The sequence below is a fragment of the Sphingobium sp. SG1 genome (assembly GCF_057063145.1).
The window spans coordinates 1-23,027 of record NZ_JBVVOJ010000016.1 but is presented as its reverse complement, the minus strand read 5'-3'; the positions used below and the strand labels follow the sequence as shown (position 1 = coordinate 23,027).

At 65.1% G+C, this 23,027-nt stretch carries 21 protein-coding genes, 1 tRNA gene and 1 riboswitch; of the genes, 10 read left to right on the top strand and 12 right to left on the bottom strand.

Annotated features, from left to right (window positions below; genetic code table 11):
* Positions 1 to 28 precede the first annotated feature (28 nt).
* From AC0KVN_RS22840 to AC0KVN_RS22830, 3 genes are all read right to left on the bottom strand, one after another.
* Positions 29 to 517 carry a DUF2497 domain-containing protein gene (locus AC0KVN_RS22840; RefSeq protein WP_435568378.1) on the bottom strand — a complete coding sequence of 163 codons (489 nt, stop codon included), beginning with the start codon at positions 515 to 517 and terminating at the stop codon, positions 29 to 31.
* Positions 518 to 586: 69 nt separating this feature from the next.
* Positions 587 to 2,029: a TolC family outer membrane protein gene (locus AC0KVN_RS22835; RefSeq protein WP_063976333.1), complete on the bottom strand. Its 1,443-nt coding sequence runs from the start codon at positions 2,027 to 2,029 to the stop codon at positions 587 to 589.
* 10 nt (positions 2,030 to 2,039) lie between these two features.
* A complete protein-coding gene (locus tag AC0KVN_RS22830; protein ID WP_435568379.1) occupies positions 2,040 to 2,672 on the bottom strand; it encodes a protein-L-isoaspartate O-methyltransferase family protein in 633 nt (210 codons plus the stop codon).
* 190 nt (positions 2,673 to 2,862) lie between these two features.
* Here AC0KVN_RS22830 and AC0KVN_RS22825 point away from each other — a divergent pair.
* Positions 2,863 to 2,936: transfer RNA gene (locus tag AC0KVN_RS22825), tRNA-Cys, on the top strand.
* A 47-nt stretch (positions 2,937 to 2,983) separates the two neighbouring features.
* On the opposite strand, the gene pnuC is transcribed toward AC0KVN_RS22825, so the two are convergent.
* From pnuC to AC0KVN_RS22810, 3 genes are read right to left on the bottom strand one after another with little or no spacing between them, the layout of a single operon-like run.
* Complete coding sequence (gene pnuC, locus AC0KVN_RS22820) at positions 2,984 to 3,550, bottom strand: nicotinamide riboside transporter PnuC (RefSeq protein WP_435568380.1); 567 nt, start codon at positions 3,548 to 3,550, stop codon at positions 2,984 to 2,986.
* Positions 3,550 to 4,692 carry a phosphotransferase enzyme family protein gene (locus AC0KVN_RS22815; protein WP_279728790.1) on the bottom strand — a complete coding sequence of 381 codons (1,143 nt, stop codon included), beginning with the start codon at positions 4,690 to 4,692 and terminating at the stop codon, positions 3,550 to 3,552. Before AC0KVN_RS22815 ends, pnuC begins: the two co-directional genes overlap by 1 nt.
* 2 nt (positions 4,693 to 4,694) lie before the next feature.
* On the bottom strand, positions 4,695 to 6,989 hold the full coding sequence (locus AC0KVN_RS22810; RefSeq protein WP_435568381.1) for a TonB-dependent receptor: 2,295 nt from the start codon (positions 6,987 to 6,989) through the stop codon (positions 4,695 to 4,697).
* 29 nt (positions 6,990 to 7,018) lie between these two features.
* Positions 7,019 to 7,128, bottom strand: a riboswitch (TPP riboswitch).
* Positions 7,129 to 7,211: 83 nt separating this feature from the next.
* Here AC0KVN_RS22810 and AC0KVN_RS22805 point away from each other — a divergent pair.
* Positions 7,212 to 7,886: a glutathione S-transferase family protein gene (locus AC0KVN_RS22805; RefSeq protein WP_026109031.1), complete on the top strand. Its 675-nt coding sequence runs from the start codon at positions 7,212 to 7,214 to the stop codon at positions 7,884 to 7,886.
* Positions 7,887 to 7,890: 4 nt separating this feature from the next.
* A complete protein-coding gene (locus AC0KVN_RS22800; protein WP_048938573.1) occupies positions 7,891 to 8,529 on the top strand; it encodes a hypothetical protein in 639 nt (212 codons plus the stop codon).
* A gap of 282 nt (positions 8,530 to 8,811) precedes the next feature.
* Here AC0KVN_RS22800 and ndk read toward each other — a convergent pair whose 3' ends face one another.
* The 3 genes from ndk to AC0KVN_RS22785 form a co-directional block, all read right to left on the bottom strand.
* Complete coding sequence (ndk, locus tag AC0KVN_RS22795; protein ID WP_004210674.1) at positions 8,812 to 9,234, bottom strand: nucleoside-diphosphate kinase; 423 nt, start codon at positions 9,232 to 9,234, stop codon at positions 8,812 to 8,814.
* A 113-nt stretch (positions 9,235 to 9,347) separates the two neighbouring features.
* Entirely contained in the window at positions 9,348 to 9,785 is a 438-nt protein-coding gene (locus AC0KVN_RS22790) for a DNA polymerase III subunit chi (RefSeq protein WP_048938572.1), read from the bottom strand.
* Between the two features lie 5 nt (positions 9,786 to 9,790).
* Positions 9,791 to 11,236, bottom strand: a complete 1,446-nt coding sequence (locus AC0KVN_RS22785) for a leucyl aminopeptidase (protein ID WP_435568382.1) — start codon at positions 11,234 to 11,236, stop codon at positions 9,791 to 9,793.
* A 179-nt stretch (positions 11,237 to 11,415) separates the two neighbouring features.
* Here AC0KVN_RS22785 and AC0KVN_RS22780 point away from each other — a divergent pair, with 179 nt between their 5' ends.
* From AC0KVN_RS22780 to rsmA, 4 genes are all read left to right on the top strand, one after another.
* Positions 11,416 to 13,680 (top strand): LPS-assembly protein LptD, encoded by a 2,265-nt coding sequence (locus AC0KVN_RS22780; RefSeq protein WP_037511522.1) that lies wholly within the window; start codon positions 11,416 to 11,418, stop codon positions 13,678 to 13,680.
* An 86-nt stretch (positions 13,681 to 13,766) separates the two neighbouring features.
* Positions 13,767 to 15,131, top strand: coding sequence for a peptidylprolyl isomerase (locus AC0KVN_RS22775; protein ID WP_483656396.1), 1,365 nt, complete (start codon positions 13,767 to 13,769; stop codon positions 15,129 to 15,131).
* The gene (gene pdxA / locus AC0KVN_RS22770; protein WP_303758970.1) at positions 15,109 to 16,134 is read left to right on the top strand and encodes a 4-hydroxythreonine-4-phosphate dehydrogenase PdxA; all 1,026 of its coding nucleotides are present in this window, start codon (positions 15,109 to 15,111) and stop codon (positions 16,132 to 16,134) included. The genes AC0KVN_RS22775 and pdxA overlap by 23 nt, the downstream gene beginning before the upstream one ends.
* The gene (gene rsmA / locus AC0KVN_RS22765; RefSeq protein WP_435568383.1) at positions 16,124 to 16,978 is read left to right on the top strand and encodes a 16S rRNA (adenine(1518)-N(6)/adenine(1519)-N(6))-dimethyltransferase RsmA; all 855 of its coding nucleotides are present in this window, start codon (positions 16,124 to 16,126) and stop codon (positions 16,976 to 16,978) included. Before pdxA ends, rsmA begins: the two co-directional genes overlap by 11 nt.
* A 596-nt stretch (positions 16,979 to 17,574) precedes the next feature.
* Here the strand turns inward: rsmA and AC0KVN_RS22760 are convergent.
* Positions 17,575 to 18,057: a hypothetical protein gene (locus tag AC0KVN_RS22760; protein ID WP_017503574.1), complete on the bottom strand. Its 483-nt coding sequence runs from the start codon at positions 18,055 to 18,057 to the stop codon at positions 17,575 to 17,577.
* 170 nt (positions 18,058 to 18,227) lie between these two features.
* Here AC0KVN_RS22760 and betI point away from each other — a divergent pair, with 170 nt between their 5' ends.
* The 3 genes from betI (at position 18,228) to ahpF (ending at position 21,296) form a co-directional block, all read left to right on the top strand.
* On the top strand, positions 18,228 to 18,830 hold the full coding sequence (gene betI / locus AC0KVN_RS22755; protein ID WP_037511538.1) for a transcriptional regulator BetI: 603 nt from the start codon (positions 18,228 to 18,230) through the stop codon (positions 18,828 to 18,830).
* A 134-nt stretch (positions 18,831 to 18,964) separates the two neighbouring features.
* Entirely contained in the window at positions 18,965 to 19,528 is a 564-nt protein-coding gene (gene ahpC, locus AC0KVN_RS22750; protein WP_004210655.1) for an alkyl hydroperoxide reductase subunit C, read from the top strand.
* Positions 19,529 to 19,715: 187 nt separating this feature from the next.
* Complete coding sequence (gene ahpF / locus AC0KVN_RS22745) at positions 19,716 to 21,296, top strand: alkyl hydroperoxide reductase subunit F (protein ID WP_435568384.1); 1,581 nt, start codon at positions 19,716 to 19,718, stop codon at positions 21,294 to 21,296.
* A 114-nt stretch (positions 21,297 to 21,410) separates the two neighbouring features.
* Here ahpF and AC0KVN_RS22740 read toward each other — a convergent pair whose 3' ends face one another.
* Together AC0KVN_RS22740 and AC0KVN_RS22735 are read right to left on the bottom strand one after the other, a co-directional pair.
* On the bottom strand, positions 21,411 to 21,605 hold the full coding sequence (locus AC0KVN_RS22740) for a hypothetical protein (RefSeq protein ID WP_007713310.1): 195 nt from the start codon (positions 21,603 to 21,605) through the stop codon (positions 21,411 to 21,413).
* Between the two features lie 31 nt (positions 21,606 to 21,636).
* Positions 21,637 to 22,575 carry a right-handed parallel beta-helix repeat-containing protein gene (locus AC0KVN_RS22735; protein WP_435568385.1) on the bottom strand — a complete coding sequence of 313 codons (939 nt, stop codon included), beginning with the start codon at positions 22,573 to 22,575 and terminating at the stop codon, positions 21,637 to 21,639.
* Positions 22,576 to 23,027 lie beyond the last annotated feature (452 nt).

Genomic DNA, 23,027 nt, shown 5'->3' with positions numbered 1-23,027 from the left:
CCGGAGCGCGATCGGCTGCCTATCCGCCTCAGCGGCCGGTGATGCGGGAGATTTCCTTGGCGACCATGTCCTCGACCAGCGCGGGCAGGCGCGCGTCGAGCCATTCCTTGAGCATCGGCCGCAGCATCGAGCGGACCAGAGCCTCCAGCGTATTGTCCTCGCCCTCGCGCGGGCTGACCAGCATGGTGGACAGGGCCGAGAGCGAATGACGCGCGGCCACTTCGCTTTCCACCGACAGGATCGAGTCGCCGTCCGATTCGGACGGGGCCACGGCCTTCACGGCGCGGGTCGACTTGGGCGCGGGCATCACTTCCTCCACCGGAATCTCGTCGGTCAGTTCCAGCACTTCCTCGACCTCGGCCGACATCACCGCATGGGACGCGGCGCTCAGGTCGATCGGGGTCTTCTGGCGGCGCTGCGGCGCGGCCTGAATGGCATCCTCGCCCTCTTCGGCGATGATCCGCTTGATGGACGAGAGTATCTCTTCCATCGAGGGTTCCTTGGTCATGTCACCCATGGATAATTCCCGTCCAAATTTCATTCCGCACCTATTCCGCCAAGATTACCTGTTCAGGTTAACAAGCGGTTAAGGCTGCGCGGCATCGACTTTGGCGTTTTGAGCCGGCGTGTCAACGGTACGTGTCGAAACCGCCTGGGGCTTGCCGTCATAGTCCCAGTCGAACCACTTGCCCTCGACCCGGTCATAATTGACCATCGGGTCATAGAGGGTGCCACTTTCCAGGCCCAGATCATCGGCCTCGGCATGGCCCATCGCCGCCAGCAGGGTGAAGCCGGCGACATAGGCATTGCGGCGCGCGGTCACCAGTTCGACCTTGGCGTTGAGCGATTCCTGCTCGGCATTGAGGATGTCGAGGATGGTGCGGCTGCCGACCGAATTTTCCGCACGCACGCCTTCCAGCGACAGTTCGGCGGCATCCACCGCCTTCTGGCTCGACTGGATGGTGCGCAGCGACGCCTGCAACGCGGCATAGGCGGCGCGCGCCTGCGAGATCACGCCGCGCTCGACCTCGATCTGCCGCTCGATCGCCTGCGACTCGAGCGCCTGGTTCTGGCGCACCTGCGCGGCCGGGCGACCGCCCTGATAGAAGGGAATGGTCAGGGTCGCACCAACGGCCGCCTGCTTGTTGGCTGCAATGTCCTTGTCCATATAGTCGGTATAGCTGCCCTGGCTGAACCCGCTCAGGGTCGGCAGCGTGGCGCCCTTGGCCGCCTTCACGTCATAACGCGCCGCCTCACGCGACTTCTGCGCGGCCAGGATATCGGGATTGTCCGCCAGCGCGACGCGCACGGCGCTGTCGGGATCGGCCGGCAGGCCCGGCAGAGCGGGCGGTGATTCCAGATCGACCGGCGCCTCGCCGACCATCGCGATATAATTTTCGCGGCTGGTGATCAGGTTGGATTCGGCGCGCTGCAGGTCGGACCGGGCCAGTTCCAGACGCGATTCGGACTGGGCGACGTCGGTGCGGGTGACATCGCCGACCTCGAACCGGTCGTTGGTCGCCTGGAGATTGACCTCCAGCACCTTCACATTGGCCGCATTGAGCGACACCAGCGCGATATCGCGGATCACGTCCATATAGGCTGCGACCGTCTGCGAGAACACGCTCGCCTCGGTCCCGCGCAGATTGGCCTGCCCCGATTCGACGCGCGTTTCCGCCGCCTTCACGCTGTTGCGTACGGTGCCGCCGGAATAGATGGGCACATCGATGCTGCCGCTGGCGCTGGCGGACCGATGCGGCGCCAGGAAGCTGTTCGACGGGCGGATGACCAGTTCCTGGAACTGGAGCTGCGAATTGGCCGTGGGCCGCCCCGCTGCCTTCTGGATCGGGACATTCTCGTCCGTCGCCCGCTGACCGGCGCGTGCGCCGGTCAGGGTCGGGTTGGTGCGATAGGCCTTGGCCAGCGCGCCCTGCAGGGTTTCGGCATGCGCCACCCCTGCCATGGAGGAGGATAGCAACAGCAAGGCTGTAGCGGCTTGGCGCCGAAGGGTCATACGCTTTGCTGTCATCTATCCTGTCTCAAAAAACGAACTGCTCCGGCGCGGCGAAACCGGGAAGCACGACCATTTCCATGTCGGTAAGGCTGGCGAGACCCAGCACGCCCGCCACCGCGCGGCCGCTGCACAGGCGAGCGACACCGCGTTCGACGACGCCCGTCACCACCCGTCCCCCATCGACTAGCTGCTGGACGAGCGCAGCGGGGACTTCCTCCACCGCGCCGTCAATGAAAAGAACATCATAGGGCGCACCGGCCGATGCGCCGGCGGCCAGCGGGCCACGCACCACGGTCACGCCGGGCACCGCGATCTCCGCGCCACCCTCGACCTCGACTGCCGTCACCTGCGCACCCAGCTCGGCGAGCAGCGCCGCGCTGTAGCCGGTCGCGGCGCCGATCAGCAGCACCTTCTCGCCGGCCTGGACATCGGCTTCCTTGAGCAGACGGCCAGTGACCAGCGGCGGGTTCAGCGCACGGTCGCCGTCCAGCGGGATCGGGCGATCGACATAGGTCATGGCCAGGCGCTCGGCGGGGACATAGTCCTCGCGCGGCACCTTCGCCATCACAGCGATCACGCGCTGATCGTCCACGGCGCTGGTGCGCAGCTGGCTCTCGACCATGGCGGTCCGCATCGAAGAAAAGTTCTGCTCGGTCACGATAGTTCCTCGCTTGGCACAACTGTATTGACAATGCAATACACTTAGGGGATTACCGGACCTCTAAATCAGCATTTCCCCCGCGCCAAGCGGCTTTCCACGATGGAGAGCGAGATTCTTGGGATTGTTCGCCTTCCCGCGCTTGACTTTGCGATCAAAGGCGGACATTTGCCGCCTCCACCGCACGGAAGGCCCGATGGCGGAGTGGTGACGCAGAGGACTGCAAATCCTTGCACGCCGGTTCGATTCCGGCTCGGGCCTCCATTTTCCAGATAGATCCGATCCCTGCCGACTCAAGGCAGCAGCCCTGTTCAGGCTGCGCTGCGTCGCATCGCCTGCCGCCAGCGCCAATAGCCCAGCACCGCCAGCCCGATCATCGCGGCATAGAGACCGGCGGTCAGCCACAATCCCTTGAACATGAACATGCCGACATAGAAAATGTCGACCACGATCCACAGCAGCCAGCTCACCGCATGGCGCCGCGCCGTCCAATATTGGGCGACCAGGCTGAAACTGCTCAGCGCCGAATCCATCCAGGGCAGCGCCGCATCGGTATAATGATGGGTGAACCAGCCGATCGCGCCGGCACAGAGTGCGCCCAGCGCCAGCCCCTTGGCGGCCCGCATCGGCGGCAGCGGCACCACCCTTACCTCGCCCTCGTCGCGCTTGCCCCGCGCCCAGCCGATCCAGCCATAGACGATGGCGATGCCGAACAGCCCCTGCAGCACCATGTCGGCATAGAGGCGCACGTCCAGGAACAGCTTGGCATACAGGGCGCAGGCCATCAGGTTGACCGGCCAGCACAGCAGATGCCGCCGCGCCGTCAGCCAGATGCCGAGGAAGCTGATGATGACGGCAATGATCTCCAGCACAGACATCAGCCCGCCACTCCCTCGCGAAGTTGCGCCAGAAAGCCCTGCCCCGCCCCCGACAGGAACCAGTCGGCATGGCCGACCAGATAAGCCTGCCAGGCCAGCATCGCGCCTTCGCGATCGGCCAATATGCCGAAGAAATAGTCGATCTCGGTCAGGGCGAACTCGACATGGACCAGCGGTAGCAGGCGCAGCAGCGTATCGATCTCGGCAGGCGCCAGCGGCAGGACACTGCGATAGCCCGCCAGCAAGGCCAGCGCCCCATCCACATCCGCCGGCTCGGCCAGCCGGCCCTGATCCAGCGTCAGCCAGGGAATCGCCGTCCGCTCGATCGCGGTGGCCAGATCATGCAGTGCGCAGCTGCGGGTCGACAGGCCGAAATCGAAGATGCTGCTGACCGCGCCTTCCGCCGACCAGAGCAGGTTGGAGGGATGCCAGTCATTATGGGTCCAGAGCGCAGGCTGCTCCGCCAGCCGCGGCGCCAGCCCCTCCCCCAATGCCGCGAACAGCCGCGCCAGTTCCGACCGCCAGGGCATATCCGCCAGGAAGGCCGCCACCGCCGGTCGCGCCGCGACATAGGCGTCCGCTGCGACCAGCGGATCGACGGCAGGCAATATGGTGAAGCTCGACACCAACGGATGCGACCCGCGTGCCGGCGCGGCGAAACCGGCCGCCGCCCGATGCAGTTGCGCCAGTGCAACACCAGCCGCGAAGGCGTGACCGGGCGACAGGAAGGGCGTCCAGGACTGGCGATCGCGATAAAGATCGATACCCGGCGCCTGACGATGCAACTCATAGCTCCATTCGCCCAGCGCCATCGCGCTGGCACCATCGGTCGCGCGCAGCACGTCGGGCACCGCCAGTCCGGCACCGCGCAGATGCGCCATATAGCCATGCTCCTCGGCCAGCGCCGCCGGCGTCCGCAAGCGCTGGTGATGCCGCTTCAGGAACAGCGGGCCGCGATCCGTCTCGACCAGCGCTGCCGCCGAAAAGGGGCGCGGCGAATGCCAGGCCAGCGCCGCCAGCCGGCCAGCGTCGGGAAAATGGGCCAGCACCGCCGCGGCCTCCTCCGCCGTGATCGCCGGCCAGGCCGGCGCCTCCAGCGCCAGCCCCATGCCATGGACCAGATGCGGGGCGGCGGCGCTCATCCTCAGAAGGCGCGCGACAACGTCGCCACCACGGCGCGCCCGCTGCCGACATAATAGGTCGGCGCCGAACCGGCGATCAGCGTGCCGTTGCGCCCGACCGTGTCCTGCGCGTTGGTGCTGATCGAATAGACGCCCGACAGGACGTGCGGATTGGTGACGTTGATCGCGTTGATGCGCAGGTCCATCACCTGCGCGTCGATCAGCCCGGCCAAATGGACGCCGACCGACAGGTCCAACGTGGCATAGCCCTTGATGCTCTCGTCATTCATGAAGGTCGCATATTGGCGGCCGACATATTTGAGCGCGCTGCTGCCGAACAGCCGGCCATCATCATAGGTGCTGCCCAGCGCGAACTGGAAGCTGGGGGCCGACACCGCCCGCTTGCCCCTGGTCGGCAGATAATCGCCGTTGATCGCCAGATCGTCGTTCAGCCGCGTGTGCAGATACTCCGCCGAGGCATAGATGCTCATCCCCTTGGCCGGGCGATAGTCGATCTCGCCATCCAGGCCATAGCTGCTCTGGCTGCCGGCATTGATGGTCGAATTGACCAGCGCGCCACCGCTGTCGATCACCGTCGCCACCTGGCGGTTGCGGAAATGATAATGGAAACCGGTCAGCGAGAAAGACAGGCTGGGGCCGATATAGCGATAGCCCAGTTCCTGCGAGATCGAATATTCGTTCTTCAGGCCGTCGGTGCCCTGGCTCACCAGTTCGCCGCCATAATAGCTGTTGTAGAGCGCGAACTCGTTGGGCGTGCGGAAATTGGTGGTGATGTTGGCGAACAGCTGCTGCCGGTCGTCCAGCTGATAATGGATCGCCGCCCGCGGCAGCGCGGCAAAGCTGTCGATCCGCACCCTCGACTGCGGGCCGGGCAGATAATTGCGCCCGTTGCGCAGCAGGTTGACGCCCTTGAAACCGATGTCGATGCCCAGCTTGGGCGTCACCGCGATGCTGTCAGCCAGGAAGAAGCCCTTGGTCACCGTCTCCGTGCGCTGATTTTCATAGGCCAGCAGCCGCCCGTCGGCGGTGCGGATCGCCTTGTCCTGATAGCCCCACTGATCGACCGGCCGACCATCGGCACCGATCGACGTATAGGATTGCGTCACCCGGTCGGTGCCATAGTCGAACCAGAGGCCTGCCACGATCCGATGCGCGCCGGCCTGCAAGGTCAGCTTGCTGACGTCGCCGACGCGGAACTGCTTGCCGGTCCAATTGCCCATCACCGTGGCGACGCCATCGACCGCACCGGGCAGGTCGATCGGCTGGGTCAGTTCCTCGGTGCCCAGATAATTGCCGGTGGTGGCCAGCTGCGTGCCATAGGGCGAATTGCCATGCCCCATCTGCAGATAGGCACTGCTGTCGAAGCTCAGCGTGTCGCTGAGCTTGAGATGCACCGGCGCCGCGACATAGAAATTTCGGAACGGCGCGCGATAGAGGCGCCAGTAGTTGCTGTTCCCCTCGCTGTAGGTCTCATCGAAATTATAGCCCCGGCCAGAGGCTTCCCAATCCGCCTTGCTCGGGCTGGGATAGGTCGATGTCTTGGCGTCGTTGAAGGAAAAGGCGATGCTCGCGCGGTTGCCATCGCCCCATTCGTTCAGCAGCTTGGCGTCGATATGCTGGCGCTGGTCATGGCCTGCCCCGCGCCAGTTGTCGGCGCGGTTGTTGGAATAGGAAATGAAAGCCTTCAGCCCGGTCGATCCGATCCGTCCCGTGTCGATCCGCGCAAAGATGCGCCGCTCGTCATAGGAACCGACCGACAGGTTGACGAGGCCGCCCGCCTCCGCCCTGGGATCATCCAGCGTCAGCGACAACAGGCCGCCGGCCGCCGCGACCACCGGCGAGTCAATGTCCGCCGCGCCCTGCGCCAGCATCACCTGCCGCACATTCTCCGCATCGGCAAATTGCGAGGGATAGGCATAATAATAGCCGATGTCGTTCTGCGGCGCGCCTTCCATCAACACGCCGATCTGGTCCTGGCCCAGGCCGCGCAACGTCAGGCTGGACGATGCCGACAGACCATAAGGGTCGCTGGACGAGACATTGGCGCCGGGCAGCAGGTTGACCAGCTGGAAGGCGTTGAGCGTCGGCGCCTGCTTGATGATGAAGTCGGTGGAGATCGCGCTCACCGCCTTGGGCGCGCTCTGGTCGGGCAACAGGCCTTCGGGGTCGGGATGGCCGACGACCTGAATATTGGTCGACTGGTCCAGCTCATCCTCCGCCATCGCGGGCGATGCAATCATCAACAGGGCGAGCGTCAGGCAGGCGCTTCCAACATGGGGCAATCGGGCAGTCTTCATCTTACGTCCACTCCACAGGAGGGACGACGGACCTGCCGCCTTGCCCTCCCTACGCCGGTATCAGCCGGATCAGGTTCAGCGGGTCGTGGTCTGCTGACCACCTCTCAGCCGCGCATGAGCGGCCCCCCGGGGATGGCCGCCCCTTAGGCGTTTCGACGCGAAGTGGAAAGCCCTCTCTATCGGCTCTCGACTTATCGAAGCCCGCCCGGCTAAGACATGGCCATGATGAAGCTGTTCATTGGCAACAAGGCCTATTCGAGCTGGTCGCTGCGCGGCTGGCTGGCGTGCAAGCTCTCCGGCCTTCCGTTCGAGGAAGTGGTGGTCCCTCTCTATGACGAGGAATGGGAAAAGCGTCGCGAGGGCGATGAGTTCGCCCCCTCCTCCGGCAAGGTGCCGATCCTGTGGGATGGCGACGACATCGTCGTGTGGGACAGCCTGGCCATCGTCGAATATCTCAATGAAAAGACCGGGGGCGACCAGTTCTGGCCGACCGATCCGGGTGCCCGCGCCATGGCCCGCTCGATGGCGGCCGAAATGCACAGCAGCTTCGCCGCGCTCCGCCGCGAGCACAGCATGAACATCCGCCAGATCTATGACCCGGTCCCGCCGTCGGAGGCCGTTGCTCACGACATCAGCCGGATCATGCAGCTCTGGGCCCAGGCCCGCGCCCGCTATGGTGGTGAGGGCGACTTCCTGTTCGGCGAGTTCGGCGCCGTAGACCTGATGTTCGCGCCCGTCGTGACCCGCTTCATCACCTATCAGCTGCCCGTCGCCCGCTTTGCCGAAGCCTATATGCGCGCGATCATCGCCCATCCCTGGATGCAGGAATGGATCGGCGAGGCGCAGGCGGAGGAATGGGTGATCGACAAGTTCGAAGTCCCGCCACAGACGGCCTGACCCGATGAGCGACAGCCCCGAGGCCAAGCAGGAGACCCGCAAGGAGGAAGCCGCCCGCATCCGCCGGCGCTGGATTACGCTGGGCGAATTGCTGGCGGTGGCGGCGGTGCTGATCTCCGCCCTCACCCTCTATCTCAACTGGGCCGACAAGAAGGACGAACGCGCCAGCAAGGCCGCCGAAAGCAGCAAGGCATCCGCCCGCGCCGCCCGGCTGGTGCTCAACGCCGCAGCCGATGGCGACAGCCGCCTGACGCTCAAGCCCGCCGATCCCGATCAGCTGGTGCAGAGCCAGACCATCCATTTCCCCAAGGCGCTCGGCATCGCCCCGGTCGACACGACCGGCGAACCGCGGATCGAGGCCGGCTGGTTCGAGGATGCGCTGAAAAAGGCGCGCAATGCCGCCAAGCTGCCCGACGACAGCATCGGCGACGAGAAACTGCCGGTGACCATCGTCACCCAGTTCGTCGTCAATGGCGACACCCACAGCGATTCCGCCGTCTACGACATCGGCTATGGCATCGCCGGCAAATGGCTGTCCGGCCACAAACTGACCCTGCGCGGCCTCTCCCTGGTCAGTCACGCCCAGGGCGCCAGCGCCCAGGCCAAGATCGACACCCGCTGGGCCCGTCAGACGAAACGCTAGAGCCGCACGGCCACGTTCAGGCAGGCCGCAAGCGACCAGAAGCGGACGTTTCCTACTCCCCTCCCTTCCAGGGAGGGGTCGGGGGGTGGGTGCGCCGCGTAGCGGCGGTCTACAGTCGATAGGGCAGAAGCTCGCTACGCTCGCAACCCACCCCACCCCCTCCCTGGAAGGGAGGGGCTATGTCTTGTTCCCACCCAAATCCGTCATCCCCAACCACAAAAAACCCGGCCGCTCCTTGCGGGAGCGCCGGGCCTTTTGCTCGTCCGGGGACGGGTGTCGGGTTTAGCCGACGATTTCTTCGGGCTTGAAGAAATAGGCGATCTCGATCGCGGCATTTTCTTCGCTGTCCGAACCATGGACCGAATTGGCTTCGATCGATTCGGCCAGTTCCTTGCGAATGGTGCCGGCGTCGGCATTGGCCGGGTTGGTGGCGCCCATGATGTCGCGGTTGCGGGTCACGGCGTTTTCGCCTTCCAGAACCTGGACGACGACCGGGCCCGAGATCATGAAGGCGACCAGGTCAGCAAAGAAGGGGCGTTCCTTGTGAACGGCATAGAAGCCTTCGGCCTGCTCGCGGCTCATGCGGATGCGCTTGGAAGCGACGACGCGCAGGCCGGCTTCTTCCAGCATCTTGGTGACGGCGCCGGTCAGGTTGCGACGGGTTGCGTCGGGCTTGATGATCGAAAAAGTGCGCGTGACGGCCATGGCCCTCATAACTCCGGATTGTTGGAATAAAGTTGCGCGCCCTTTAGACCGGGCCGGATCACTTCGCAAGAGGGGCGCGAGAGGGCTTGGTAGAAGTCCCTATTTCCGGGCGTTCACGGCCCCTGCACCCATTTGCGGCCTTCCTGCCGCCAGAAGCGCGGGGTCACGCCCTCGCGCTTGCTGAGCGCCCGCCAGCTGGCCCGCGCGCCGTCGATCGTGTCCGCATCGAAGAAATAGAAGGCGCGATCGAAGCCCAGCGCCTCCTCGCGCCATACACCGTCCGCCAGCGCAACATGCCTGGCGCCATTGGCAGCGTCACAGCTCTGCGCCAACAGCACCGGCTGGGCGGCGTCCACCCCGTCGCCTGCCAGGCCATTGGCCAGGAAGCTTTCGGGTGGCCCCGCCCACAGGCCCGCCGATATGCGGGCCAGCCGCTCCGGCTCGTCGGCCACCACCAGCAGCCGCGCGCCCATGTCCAGGATGCGTGCCGCGATCGCGGGCAGCACCCCTTCCACAGGATCGCGGCTCAGCTGGTAGAAGTCGACCTGCACCGGCTTCAGCGCTCGAACTTGTCGGCCACCAGCTGGTCGATCAGGCGCACGCCATAGCCGGTCGCGCCCTTGTCGGCGGTGGCGCCGGGCTTGTCCGACCAGACCATGCCGGCAATGTCGAGATGCGCCCACTTCACGCCTTCGTTGACGAAGCGCTTGATGAACTGGGCAGCGGTGATCGAGCCGGCGAAGCGCGGACCGATATTCTTCATGTCGGCGATCGGGCTGTCGATCAGCTTGTCATAGGCCTCCGACAGCGGGAAGCGCCACAGCTTCTCGCCGCTGGTCTTGCCCGCCGCCAGCAGGTCGTCGGCCAGCGCGTCGTCGTTGGCGAACAGGCCGCCATGCTCGCTGCCGAGCGCGATCATCATCGCGCCGGTCAGGGTGGCAAGGTCGATCACCACTTCGGGTTCATAGGTCTTCTGTGCCCAGGTCACCGCGTCGCACAGCACCAGACGGCCTTCGGCGTCGGTGTTCAGCACCTCGATCGTCTGGCCCGACATCGACGTCACGATGTCGCCGGGGCGCTGGGCATTGGCGTCGGGCATATTCTCGACCAGGCCACAAATGCCGACGACACGCGCCTTGGCCTTGCGACCGGCCAGCGCCTTCATCGCGCCCGCCACGGCACCGGCGCCGCCCATGTCCCACTTCATGTCTTCCATGCCGGGGCCGGGCTTGAGCGAGATACCGCCGGTGTCGAAGGTCACGCCCTTGCCGATGAACACCACCGGCTTTTCGGCGGCCCCATCGGTGCCGTCCCATTCCATCGCCAGCAGCCGCGCCTCGCGCGCCGACCCCTGCGCCACGCCCAGCAGCGCGCCCATGCCCAGCTCCGTCATCGCCGCGCGGTCCAGCACGGTGATCTTGACGCCGAGATCAGCCAGGTGCTGGCAGCGCGCGACGAAGCTTTCGGGATAGAGGATGTTGGCCGGTTCCGACACCAGCTCGCGGGTGAAGGCGACACCGGCGGCGACCGCCGACAGCTTGGCCCATTCGGCCTCGGCGCCGTTTGCGACGATCGTCACGGTCGCCAGCGTCGGCTTGGCCTTTTCGGGCTGACGCGTGCGATAAGTGTCGATCCGCCAGCTGCGCAGCAGTGCGCCCAGGCCCAGCCGGGCGGCATCCTCGCCGCTTACGCCGGCCGGGAATTCGACCGCTGCGTGGGTCGCGCCGCTGGTCGACAGCTTGGCGGTCAGCGCGCCGCCGGCCCGCTCCAGGTCGGCCGCGCTGCCATTGCCGATGCCCAGCAGCAGGACGCGCAGCACCGCGCCGGCTTCCTCGACGAAGCTCTCGACGCTGCCGCCCGCCTCACCGGCGAAGCGCGCGGCGGCGGCGCCGGCGACCAGCGTGGCCGATGCGGTAAGCGGCAGGCTGTCGACAGTCCCCTTCGCCACGGCAAGGACCAACGTGTCGACCTGGGGGCGCGTGGGGCTGAATTGGATGTCCATCTGGGGGCCTTTTCTCTGGAATGCCGTGTCGTTCTTGTTTCAGCCAGATAGTGCGGCTTTGCCGCTCTGCAAAGCCATTCGGCGGATTTCCGCCGTCCCGAATGCGAGCAGCGATTGCGGCGCGGGCCAAGCAGTGCGATAGGCAGGGACCAGAAGTGCCCACAAAGAGGCCCCTACGCTTGCAGATTTCCGTGTTTCCCCTGTCGTTCAAACAGGCGCTGCTTGCCGGCGCTGCCTCGTCCTGCCTGCTCGCGGCGCCGCTGGCCCATGCGCAACAGGCGCCCGAGCCCAAGCTGAACGAGCCCCAGACGCCGATCAGCGCGCCCGACGCGCCGGTGCCCGACAATGACCAGGAAATCGGCTTCGCCGCCGATACGCTGGAATATGACACCAACAGCCAGGTCGTGACCGCCACCGGCAATGTCCAGTTGCTGCGCGACGGCAACCGGCTGCGCGCCGACAAGATCGTGTGGGACCGCAACACCGGCAAGGTCGAGGCACTGGGCGCCGTCTCGGTGATCGATCCCGACGGCAATGTCGCCTATGGTGATCGCTTCGATGTCACCGATACGCTCAAGGATGGCGCGGTCGACAATATATTGCTGGTCCTCCAGAAGGGCGGCCGCATGGCCGCGACCAAGGGCGAGCGGGTCAATGGCGTCTATACGCTGCACCACGCCGCCTATACCGGCTGTCCGGTAGAAGGCAGCGACGGCTGTCCCAAGGAACCGACCTGGCAGATCAACGCGGTCAAGGTCGTCTATGACCCGACCAAGCAGCGCGTCTCCTATACCCGCGCCAATGTCGAGCTGTTCGGCCTGCCGCTGATCCCGGTGCCGGGCCTGTCGCATCCGGTCGGCGACGATGGCGGCAGCGGCCTCTTGGTCCCCAATATCCGTTATGACCGGGTCAACGGCTTCGAGGTCGCGGTCCCCTATTATCTCAAGCTCGCACCCAATCGCGACCTGACCGTCACGCCGCACGTCTACAGCGATTCGCTGCCGATGATCGAAGGCAATTTCCGCCATCTCTACGATCGCGGCGCCTATCAGATCACCGGCTATGCCACCTATGGCAGCCGGTCGAGCGGCATCACGCCGACCGATTCGCAAAAGGATATTCGCGGCGCGATCGACGCCAGCGGCGGCATGCAGCTGTCGCCTGAATGGAGCGTCAACGGATCGATCCGGGTCGCCACCGACCGCACCTTCCTGCGCCGCTACGACATCAGCCGCGACGACCGGCTGCGTTCGACCCTGGGCGTCCAGCGGATCGGCGAGAACAGCTATTTCTCGCTCGCCGGCTGGGCGGTGCAGACGCTGCGCGTCGACGATCCCCAGGGCCAGATGCCGATCGCCCTGCCGGTCATGGACTATCGGCTGCGGATGAAGGATCCGCTGCTCGGCGGCCAGATGCAGTTCCAGGCCAATACGCTGGCGATCACCCGGACCGAGGGGCAGGACACCCAGCGCGCCTTTGCCGCGTTCGAATGGAATCTGCGCAAGCTGACCGGCCTTGGCCAGGAAGTGAATTTCACCACCTATCTGCGCGGCGACGTCTATCACAGCAGCGACAATCTGCTGACCGACACGATCAGCTATGCCGGCGATCCGGGCTGGAAGGCGCGCGGCATCGCCGCCGCCGCGGTCGACATGCGCTGGCCCTTCATGGGTGAGGCGTTCGGCGGCGTGCAGCGCATCGCCCCGCGCGTCCAGATCGTCGCCTCGCCGCATCTCGCCAACCTGTCGGTGCCCAATGAGGATGCCCGGTCGGTCGATCTGGAGGACAGCAACCTCTTCGCGCTCAACCGCTTCGCGGGCTATGACCGGTTCGAGGATTCGAGCCGCATCACCTATGGCCTGGAATATAATCTGGCGCTGCCCGACTTCACGCTCGACGCCAATGTCGGCCAGAGTTACCGGCTCGACAACCGCGCCAGCATCCTGCCCGACGGCACCGGCCTGTCCGACCGCATGTCCGACATCGTCGGCCGCTGGACCATCCGCTACAAGGATTTCGTCAGCTTCACCCAGCGCTTCCGGGTCGACAAGGACAATCTGGCGGTCCGCCGGAACGAGGTCGACGCGACCGTGGGCAGCAAGAAGACCTATGCCCAGATCAGCTATCTGCGCCTCAACCGCAACGCCAATATCACGCTGGAGGATCTGCAGGACCGCGAGGAACTGCGCCTTGGCGGCCGCATCCAGTTCGCCCGCTTCTGGTCGGTGTTCGGCTCGACCGTCATCGACCTTACCGGCGCGCAGGAAGATCCGGGCACCACGGCCGACGGCTATGAGCCCGTGCGCCAGCGCCTCGGCGTTGCCTATGAGGATGATTGTTTGACGCTGGGCTTTACATGGCGGCGCGACTATCAGACCAACGGTGACGCGCGCGCCGGCAACAGCTTCCAGCTGCGGCTGGCTTTTCGCAATATTGGCATATAAGGAACTGCCTTCCCGCCGTCCGCTCAGGACCGGTTAAGGCGGAACGGGGCATTGGCTCCCGACCGTATTGGAGATTTTTGCCGACGATGCTTTCTGTCGTTTTCTCGCCCAAATCCGTTCGCTCGGGCCTGCGCACCCTGTTCCTGTCCACCGCCCTTCTGGGCATGGCGGCACAGACCGTATCGGCCCAGGCCGTCGACGATGACGCCGATCAGGGCCTGAACCTGCCCAAGGATGTCACCATCTTCGGCAAGAATGATCCCAATGTCCGCAAGGCGACGGCGATCGTGAACGGCCGCATCATCACCGGCACCGATGTTGACCAGCGCCTGGCCCTGATCATCACCGCCAATGGCGGCAAGGTGTCGGCCGAGGAAAAGGAACGGCTGCGCGTCCAGGTTCTGCGCAACCTGATCGACGAAACGCTGCAGATCCAGGAAGCGGCGGCCAACGACATCAAGATCGATCCGACCGAAGTGAACCAGAGCTATGAGCGCGTCGCGGCCAATTTCCGCAAGTCGCCCACCCAGTTCGACCAGTATCTGCGCGAACAGGGCAGCTCGGCCAGCAGCATCAAGCGCCAGATCGAGGGCGAACTGGCCTGGAGCCGCCTGCTCCGCCGCAACATCCAGCCCTTCGTCAACGTCTCCGAGGACGAAGTGAAGTCGGTGGTCGATCGCCTCAACGCCGCCAAGGGCAGCGACGAAGTGCGGATCAGCGAAATCTACCTGTCCTCGACGCCGGAAAACCGTGACCAGATCACGGCCAACGCACGCAACATCATCGAACAGATCAAGCAGGGCGGCAGCTTCGCCGCCTATGCCCGTCAGTTCTCCGAAGCCTCCACCGCCGTCGTCGGCGGCGATCTCGGCTGGGTCCGCCCCAGCCAGCTGCCGACCGAACTGGCGCAGGCCGCCACCGAATTGCAGGTCGGCCAGCTCGCCGGCCCGATCGAGACGGTGGGCGGCATGTCGATCATCTACGTGATGGACAAGCGCAAGGTGCTGACCGCCGATCCGCGCGATTCGCTGCTCAGCCTCAAGCAGCTGTCGGTCCTCTTCCCGGCCGGCACCAGCAAGGAAGCCGCGAGCCAGAAGGCCGCGACCTTCGCCGCCGCGGTCAAGGAGATCAAGGGCTGCGGTCAGGCGAACGAGATCGGCGCCCGCATCGGCGCCGACGTGGTCGACAATGACAATGTGAAGCTGCGCGACCTGCCTCCCCAGTTGCAGGACATCCTGGTCAATCTGCAGGTCGGCGAATCCACCCCGCCCTTCGGCTCGATCAACGATGGCGTCCGCGTCCTGATCGTCTGCGGCCGCGACGAGCCGCAGTCGGCCAACGCCCCCAATCCCGAACAGATCCAGGCCCAGTTGGAAGAGGAACGCGTCAACAAGCGCGCCCGCATCTATCTGCGCGATCTTCGCCGCGATGCCGTTATCGAATATAACTGATCCGGGCAGCCTGCCGCCCTTCGCCGTCTCGCTCGGCGATCCGGCAGGCATCGGACCGGAAATCGTCGCCAAGGCTTGGGTCATGCGCGAAGCACGTGGCCTGCCCACCTTCTTCGCCGTCGGCGATGCCGCATCGCTGCGCGCGGTGTGGCTCGGCCCGGTCGAGATCGTCGGATCGCCCGAGGAAGCCGCGCAGGTGTTCGAGCGCGCCCTGCCCTGCATGCAGGTGGCCGAAGCGGGCGAGATCGTGCCCGGCACGCCCAGCATCGATGGCGCCCGCACCGCTTTCCAGGCACTGGAGGTCGCGGTCGGCCTTGCCCGCACCGGATCGGCCGCCGGCATCGTCACCGCGCCGGTCGGCAAGGAACAGCTGTACGGCGTCGGCTTCACCCATCCGGGCCAGACCGAATTCGTCGCCGAACGCTGCGGCGTCTCGGCCCAGAACGCGGTCATGATGCTCGCCGGCCCGTCGCTCAAGGTGGTGCCGATCACCATCCATATCGCGCTGGCCGATGTGCCTTCGGCGCTGACCATCGATCTGATCCGCGCCCGCGCCCTCACCACGGTAAAGGGGTTGCAGCGCAATTTCGGCATCGCCCGTCCCCGTCTCGCCGTCGCCGGCCTCAACCCGCATGCCGGGGAGAATGGCGCGCTCGGCCGTGAGGAGATCGAGGTGATCCGCCCGGCGATCGAGGCGCTGCGCGCCGAAGGGATCGACATTGTCGGCCCGCTGGCGGCCGATGGCATGTTCCATGCCCGCGCCCGCGAAGCCTATGACGCGGCGCTCTGCATGTATCATGATCAGGCGCTGATCCCGATCAAGACGCTGAACTTCGACGATGGCGTCAACATCACCCTGGGCCTGCCGATCGTGCGCACCTCGCCCGATCATGGCACCGCCTTCGGCATCGCCGGCACCGACAGCGCCAATCCCGGCGCGATGATCGCCGCCCTCAAGATGGCGGCAGAAGCCGCCCGCGCACGGATTGCCTATGCCGGCTGACGCCCGCCCCACTCTGCCGCCGCTGCGCGACGTGATCGCCGCCCATGGGCTTCAGGCCAGCAAGGCGCTCGGCCAGAATTTCCTGCTCGACGAACAGTTGCTCGACCGGATCGCCGCCATTCCCGGCAGCATCCAGGATCAGCCCGCGTTTGAGGTCGGCCCCGGCCCCGGCGGCCTGACCCGCGCGATCCTGCGCGCCGGCGGCAAGCTGGTCGCGGTCGAGCGCGACCGGCGCTGCCTGCCTGCACTCGCCGAACTGGAACTGGCCTTCCCCGGTCAGTTGCGCGTCATTTCCGGCGACGCGATGGAGATCGACGCCCATGCCGAAGCCGGCGATGGCGCCCATATCATCGCCAACCTGCCCTATAATGTCGGCACCGCCCTGCTGGTCGGCTGGCTGTCGGCGCTATGGGCGCCGCTGCCCTGGTGGTCCAGCCTGACGCTCATGTTCCAGATGGAAGTGGCCGAACGCATCGTCGCGAAGCCGGGCACCGACCATTATGGCCGCCTCGCCGTCCTCGCCCAGTGGCGCAGCGACGCGCGCATCGCCATGAAAGTGCATCGCAGCGCCTTCACCCCGCCGCCCAAGGTGATGTCGGCCGTGGTCCACATCACCCCCAAGCCGGCGCCCGAAGGCGTGCAGCTCAAGATCCTGGAACGCCTGACCGCCGCCGCCTTCGGCCAGCGCCGCAAGATGCTGCGCCAGAGCCTCAAGTCCGTCCCCGGCGCGCTCGACGCGCTGGAGGCGATCGGCATCGACCCGCAACGCCGCGCAGAAACCGTCAGCGTCGAAGAATTCGTCACCCTCGCCCGCCAGCTCGGCCAGGCAACCACCAGCGCCTGATTCCGCTACGGGGCACTCCCAGCAAGGCTCAGATACGGAGCCATGAGCGAACGTCTCCAGCACCGTCATCTCTCCGAAAGCATGGATGCCAAAGTTGGGTGGGAACAAGACATTCCTCCCCGGCACGGGGAGGGGGACCGCTCGCGTAGCGAGTGGTGGAGGGGCACAGGCCGGATAGCTCAGCGCTAAGAGGCACCTGCCCCTCCGTCAGCGCTTCGCGCTGCCACCTCCCCGTTCCGGGGAGGAATGTCCACTTCTGGTCGTCAGCCGTCAAAATCCGACATCGTCAGGCAAGAGTAGCGAAGCCCTGTCCTACTCGCCCAATCTCTGATCTACCCTGGGCGATGCACCAGCACCGCGCCCTTCCCTCGCCCCGACCGCAGCCCGCCACAGGCGGTGCCCCATGTGTCGCCTCCCTGTCGCGTCGACATGGCCCGACCGGCGCGTCGGTGCGAGGCTGTCCTGCCCAAACTGTCGCGCGACCGTCGCGTCATGGGCGCGTGGCACGCGCATATCCGGTGCAAACGGCCACAAATGCCGCACGACACTGTGAACTTCGGCCCTGTGGCGTCGGCATGACCTTTGCCGATCCCGCATTATCGGCAATAGCCTTCCTCGCCCGGCTTCACGATCAGGCAGTCCTGCTTGTCGGCGAGATATTTGAAGCCCGTCTCCGCCCCCGTGCCGGGCCGGATGGCAAGATCGCGGCCATCGCGCACGAAACGGATCGTCGCGCCATCGGCCAGGCCGCTATAGGTCGCCTCCCGGTCGAGATTATCCTTGTTGGCCAGCGCATAATGGCCCGGCTTGCCGTCGGGTGCGGGCTGGATGTCGAGGAACAGCCCTTCCGGCCCGGTCCAGCGCCCGACCCACTCGTCGGTGGGCAACGCCGCGCCGGCATTGTCCGGGGCCGCGACGGAGTCCGTATCCTCGATCGCCTCGGCATGGGCCGGCACGCTCGCATTGTTCGCCACCGTTTCGTTGTCCACGCCCTTGGCGCAGCCACCCAGCAACAATACCGCGCCCAGACCGGGCAGGATCAGGCGAAGGGCGGACGTGGTGGCGGGCTGTCGGATCATCCATGGTCTCCTTGCTGTCATGACGACAATATGTGGGGGAAACGGGCGAACCGGCCGGATCGATCCGCAATCGGGTCGAACGGCGCTTGCCAGCGCCCGTCATTTCCGCACAATGAGCGGCAACAAAATAGCATGTTCGGGGCGCCGGGTCGTCCCATGCCGGGGGGCAAGTGAGAGCGAAATTCGTACGGGAGTCCGCCGATGTCCGGCGGCAGGCACTGATCGACGCAACGGCAAAATGTCTGGCGGAAAAGGGCGTGGCAGGCACATCCGTCCGCGCCATCTGCGCCGCTGCGGGCGTATCGTCGGGGCTTCTGACCCATTATTTCGAGGGCGTCGACGCGCTGATCCTGGCCACTTATCGCGATGTCGGGCAGCGCGTGTCCCAGGCCATGGACGCAGCGATCGCAGGCGCGGGCGATGATCCGCTGGACCGGCTGCGCGCCTTTCTCCAGGCCAATTTCCGCGAGCCCGTGCTGGACGCCGACCTGCTCGCCACCTGGATCGCCTTCTGGAGCCTGATCAAGTCCAATGCCGATGTGGCGGCCGCCCATGCCGACATCTATGCCGCGTCGCGCGCGCAACTGGAGGGGCTGGTCGCCGCCGCCGCGCCGGCCTTCTCGCCCGCGCAAGTACGGCTCAAGGCGATCGGCCTCACCGCGCTGGTCGACGGGCTCTGGCTGGAATATTGCCTGGACCCCACCAGTTTCAGCGCGGCAGAGGCGCAGCAGCTGGTTGAACGAGCCATGGGTCATGCCCTGCGGGATCAATGAACCGTTCGATTAATCGGATAGTGTGTGATCGCTTTTATCTATCAACATGTCCGAGAAAACCAATTTCCCCCGAATCATCCGCTTCCCTAAACAGGCTTCGCAACAGCAACCCTAATCAAGGAACTGGATAGCCCATGGCTCTCATCAACACCCCCCTGCAGCCTTTCAAGGCAACCGCTTTCAAGGAAGGCAAGTTCGTCGATGTCACCGATGCCGACGTCAAGGGCAAGTGGGCCGTCTTCTTCTTCTACCCGGCCGACTTCACCTTCGTCTGCCCGACCGAGCTGGAAGACCTGGCCGACATCTACCCCACCCTGCAGGGCATGGGCGTGGAAGTCTACTCGGTGTCGACCGACACCCATTTCTGCCACAAGGCCTGGCACGACACCTCGCCGGCCATCGGCAAGATCAACTATTACATGCTGGGTGACCAGAACCACGACATCTCGAACCAGTTCGGCGTGCTGCGCGAAGGCGTTGGCCTGGCCGATCGCGGCACCTTCGTGCTCGATCCGGAAGGCGTGATCCAGCTGGTCGAAATCACCCCCGAGGGCGTGGGTCGCAACGCGGCCGAACTGCTGCGCAAGATCAAGGCGCTGCAGTACTGGACCAGCCACCCGGGCGAAGTCTGCCCCGCCAAGTGGGAAGAAGGCGCGGAAACCCTCGCCCCCTCGCTCGACCTCGTCGGCAAGATCTAAGCATCTTTAGGTGCTGACAGGCCGCCGGGTTCGCCCAGATTGAGGGGACCCGGCGGACCTTCAAAACGCTTTCTACAGACTTATCTTAGTTTCAACGGGGCTTTTGGGTCGCACCAATTCCCCGGACGGGCCGTCGCGTCCTCCCGATCGGGACGGTCCGCCATTTTTTCCACGGAGCCAGACAGACATGTTGGACGCAAATCTCAAGGGGCAGTTGAAGGCCTATCTGGCGAACATCACCCAGCCGATCGAGTTGGTGGCTTCGCTGGATGATGGTGCGAAGTCGCGCGAAATGAACGAATTGCTGACCGAAATCGCCGAGCTTTCGGACAAGGTCAGCCTCGCCACCGGCAATGACAAGCGCAAGCCCAGCTTCATGATCCGCCGCGTCGGCACCGATATCGGTGTGACCTTCGCCGGTTTGCCAATGGGCCATGAATTCACGTCGCTCGTGCTCGCCCTGCTGCAGGTCGGCGGTCATCCGTCCAAGGCCGCGCAGGATCTGATCCAGCAGGTGAAGGATCTGGACGGCGACTATGCGTTCGAAACCTATTTCTCGCTGTCGTGCCAGAACTGCCCCGACGTGGTGCAGGCGCTGAACCTGATGAGCGTCTTGAACCCCCGGATCAGCCATGTCGCGATCGACGGCGGCCTGTTCAAGGATGAGGTCGACGCGCGCAAGGTCATGGCCGTGCCGACCATCTTCCTCAACGGCGAACCCTTCGGCCAGGGCCGGATGGAGCTGGAGCAGATCGTCGCCAAGATCGACAGTGGCGCCGAGGCGAAGGCGGCCGAGAAGATCCGCAAGCAGGATCCCTTCGAGGTGCTGGTGGTCGGCGGCGGCCCTGCCGGCGCGGCGGCGGCCATCTATTCGGCGCGCAAAGGCATCCGCACCGGCGTGGCGGCGGAACGCTTCGGCGGCCAGGTGCTCGACACCATGGATATCGAGAATTTCATCTCGGTCAGCCGCACCGAAGGCCCCAAGCTCGCCTCGGCGCTGGAAGCGCACGTCAAGGATTATGACGTCGAGATCATGAACCTGCAGAAGGCGGCGAAGCTGATCCCGGCCAAGACCGAAGGCGGCTATCATGAAGTCGTGCTGGAAAATGGCGCGTCGCTGAAAGGCCGCACCATCATCCTGTCGACCGGCGCCCGCTGGCGCCAGATGGGCGTGCCGGGCGAGGACGACTATCGCAACAAGGGCGTCGCCTACTGCCCGCACTGCGATGGCCCGCTGTTCAAGGGCAAGCGCGTGGCGGTGATCGGCGGCGGCAATAGCGGCGTCGAAGCCGCGATCGACCTGGCCGGCATCGTCGCCCATGTGACGCTGATCGAGTTTGACAGCCAACTCCGCGCCGACGCGGTGCTGCAGCGCAAGCTCGCCAGCCTGCCCAACGTCAAGATCATCACCTCGGCCTTGACCACAAAGGTGAACGGCAATGGCGAGCGGGTGAGCGGCCTCAGCTACAAGGACCGCAACAGCGGCACCGAGCATGATGTCGAGCTGGAGGGCATTTTCGTCCAGATCGGCCTGGTCCCGAACACCGAATGGCTCAAGGACACGATCGCCCTCTCGCCCCGTGGCGAGATCGAGATCGACGCGCGTGGCGAAACCAGCCAGCCCGGCATCTTCGCTGCCGGCGACTGCACCACCGTGCCCTACAAGCAGATCGTGATCGCCATGGGTGCGGGGTCAACCGCAGCCCTGTCGGCCTTCGACTATCTGATCCGTCTGCCCACTGCCGAGGAAGCGGCCGAGGCAGCCTGAAAAATGCCCGCCTGAACCAGTCCCCCCCTTCTGGTTTTCAGGCCAGCGAAGGCCGGTCCGTCACCCTGACGGACCGGCCTTTTTCCTATTTTCTCGTCCGAAATGCGCGGCGACTCAGCTTTCGATCAGGTCGAGATAGGCGACGACATCATTGTCTGTGGCAAGGAACAGGCCGTCCTGCACCTCCTGCGGCTGTTGCTCGGCGACGCGCAGGGCTTCACTCAGGGGACCGTACATGATCGTCATCGCCGCGCCGTCGTCGCCCAGATGATAGAGGCGAACGGTCGCGCTGTCATAGGTGGTGCGCATCGCCCTTCCCTATCAGATCGGCGCGGCAAAGTCAGCGCCGGTCCTTGATCTTCATGCTGGGGGCAAGCTGGTTCTGGCCGATCCGGACAACATCGTCGGTGAAATTGGCGACGAAGGTCGAACTGCGCTCGACGCCCGGCACGAAGCCGGCCTTGTTCCCTTCGATCACCAGGGCGCTGCTGTCATTCTCGCGGCCTTCCGGCGCGACAGTGATGAAGGCCGACCAATTATCCTTGTCCTTGCCCTGTACCATGTCGTTGCCGACGATCTGGCCGCTGGCACCGTTGCTGAGGTCGATCATGTAATTGGTCAGGCGGCCACCACTGTCGTCGAAACTATTGTCACGGATATCGACCTGCGCGGCGCGGCTCTTGAGATAATGGCCGCCATCGCCCTGGTCGAAGCGTGAGCGGGTGACGCTGAGGCGCCCGACCCGGCCGATATAGATGCCATGGGCGCAGTCGAGATCGCGGTCGCACCGGCCCAGGTGACGGAAGGTCGACTTGTCGATCTGGACCGTGGCACCGCGATCCTCGCCGGTCAGAATGCCTTCCTCGCTGTTGCGGAACAGGCTGTTGCTGACGGAAAGATTGCCTTTTTCGAGGCGGATGCCCGATCCATTGCCGTCAGGCACGCGCAGATTCTGGAAGATCAGGCCGTCGACCATGGTGGTGCGGCCGCGCAGCACCAGAGCTGCCTTTTCCTCACAAACCACCCCGTCGAAAATCGCACTGCCCGGCGTTGCCGCCTTGATCGTCACCTCGCCGCCATTCTGCACGGCGCATTGGCGATAGGTGCCCGGCGCGACGATGATCGTGCCCTTGCCATCGCCGATCGCGCCGATCGCATCGGCAAGCGAGACAAAGCCCCGGCCATTTTCGGCAAGGGTGAACGGGGCCGGCGCACTCTGGGCAAAGGCCGACGCGGTGATGGCTGCGGACACCAGCAGCAGGGTCAAGAAGATGCGCATGGCAACAAGGCTAGGCGCCGACCACATCATAGCCAAGCCCCATAGTAAACCTGAAAGCACATGCCCCACTTTGGGGCAGGATTATTGCCAAGACGTTTACAGGGGTCCGGCGCCCCGAAAAGGCCGTTCGCCTTTCACCTGACCGTCGGCGAAGCGGCAGACCGCAACGCAATGACATCCTGATCGAACGCACCGCACGCCCGCCCGTCGCTTCGCTTCGCTTCGCTTACGATACTCGAATAGTGCCTTGATTTAGCTGATTTTTCGTCTTTCTGCAAAGTCAAGTTGACCGATACCCCCGCACTTACCCCCGGACTTTTTTGGCGGTTTTCGGCGCGTGTTCGAGTCACAATTCGCCGTGAAGCTAGGAAACACCGTAAGCGCTAAAACACCCCCACGGGGGAGCGCTCAGGCGGCCTGATCGATGACGGGGCTGGTGGCAGCGCGACTAT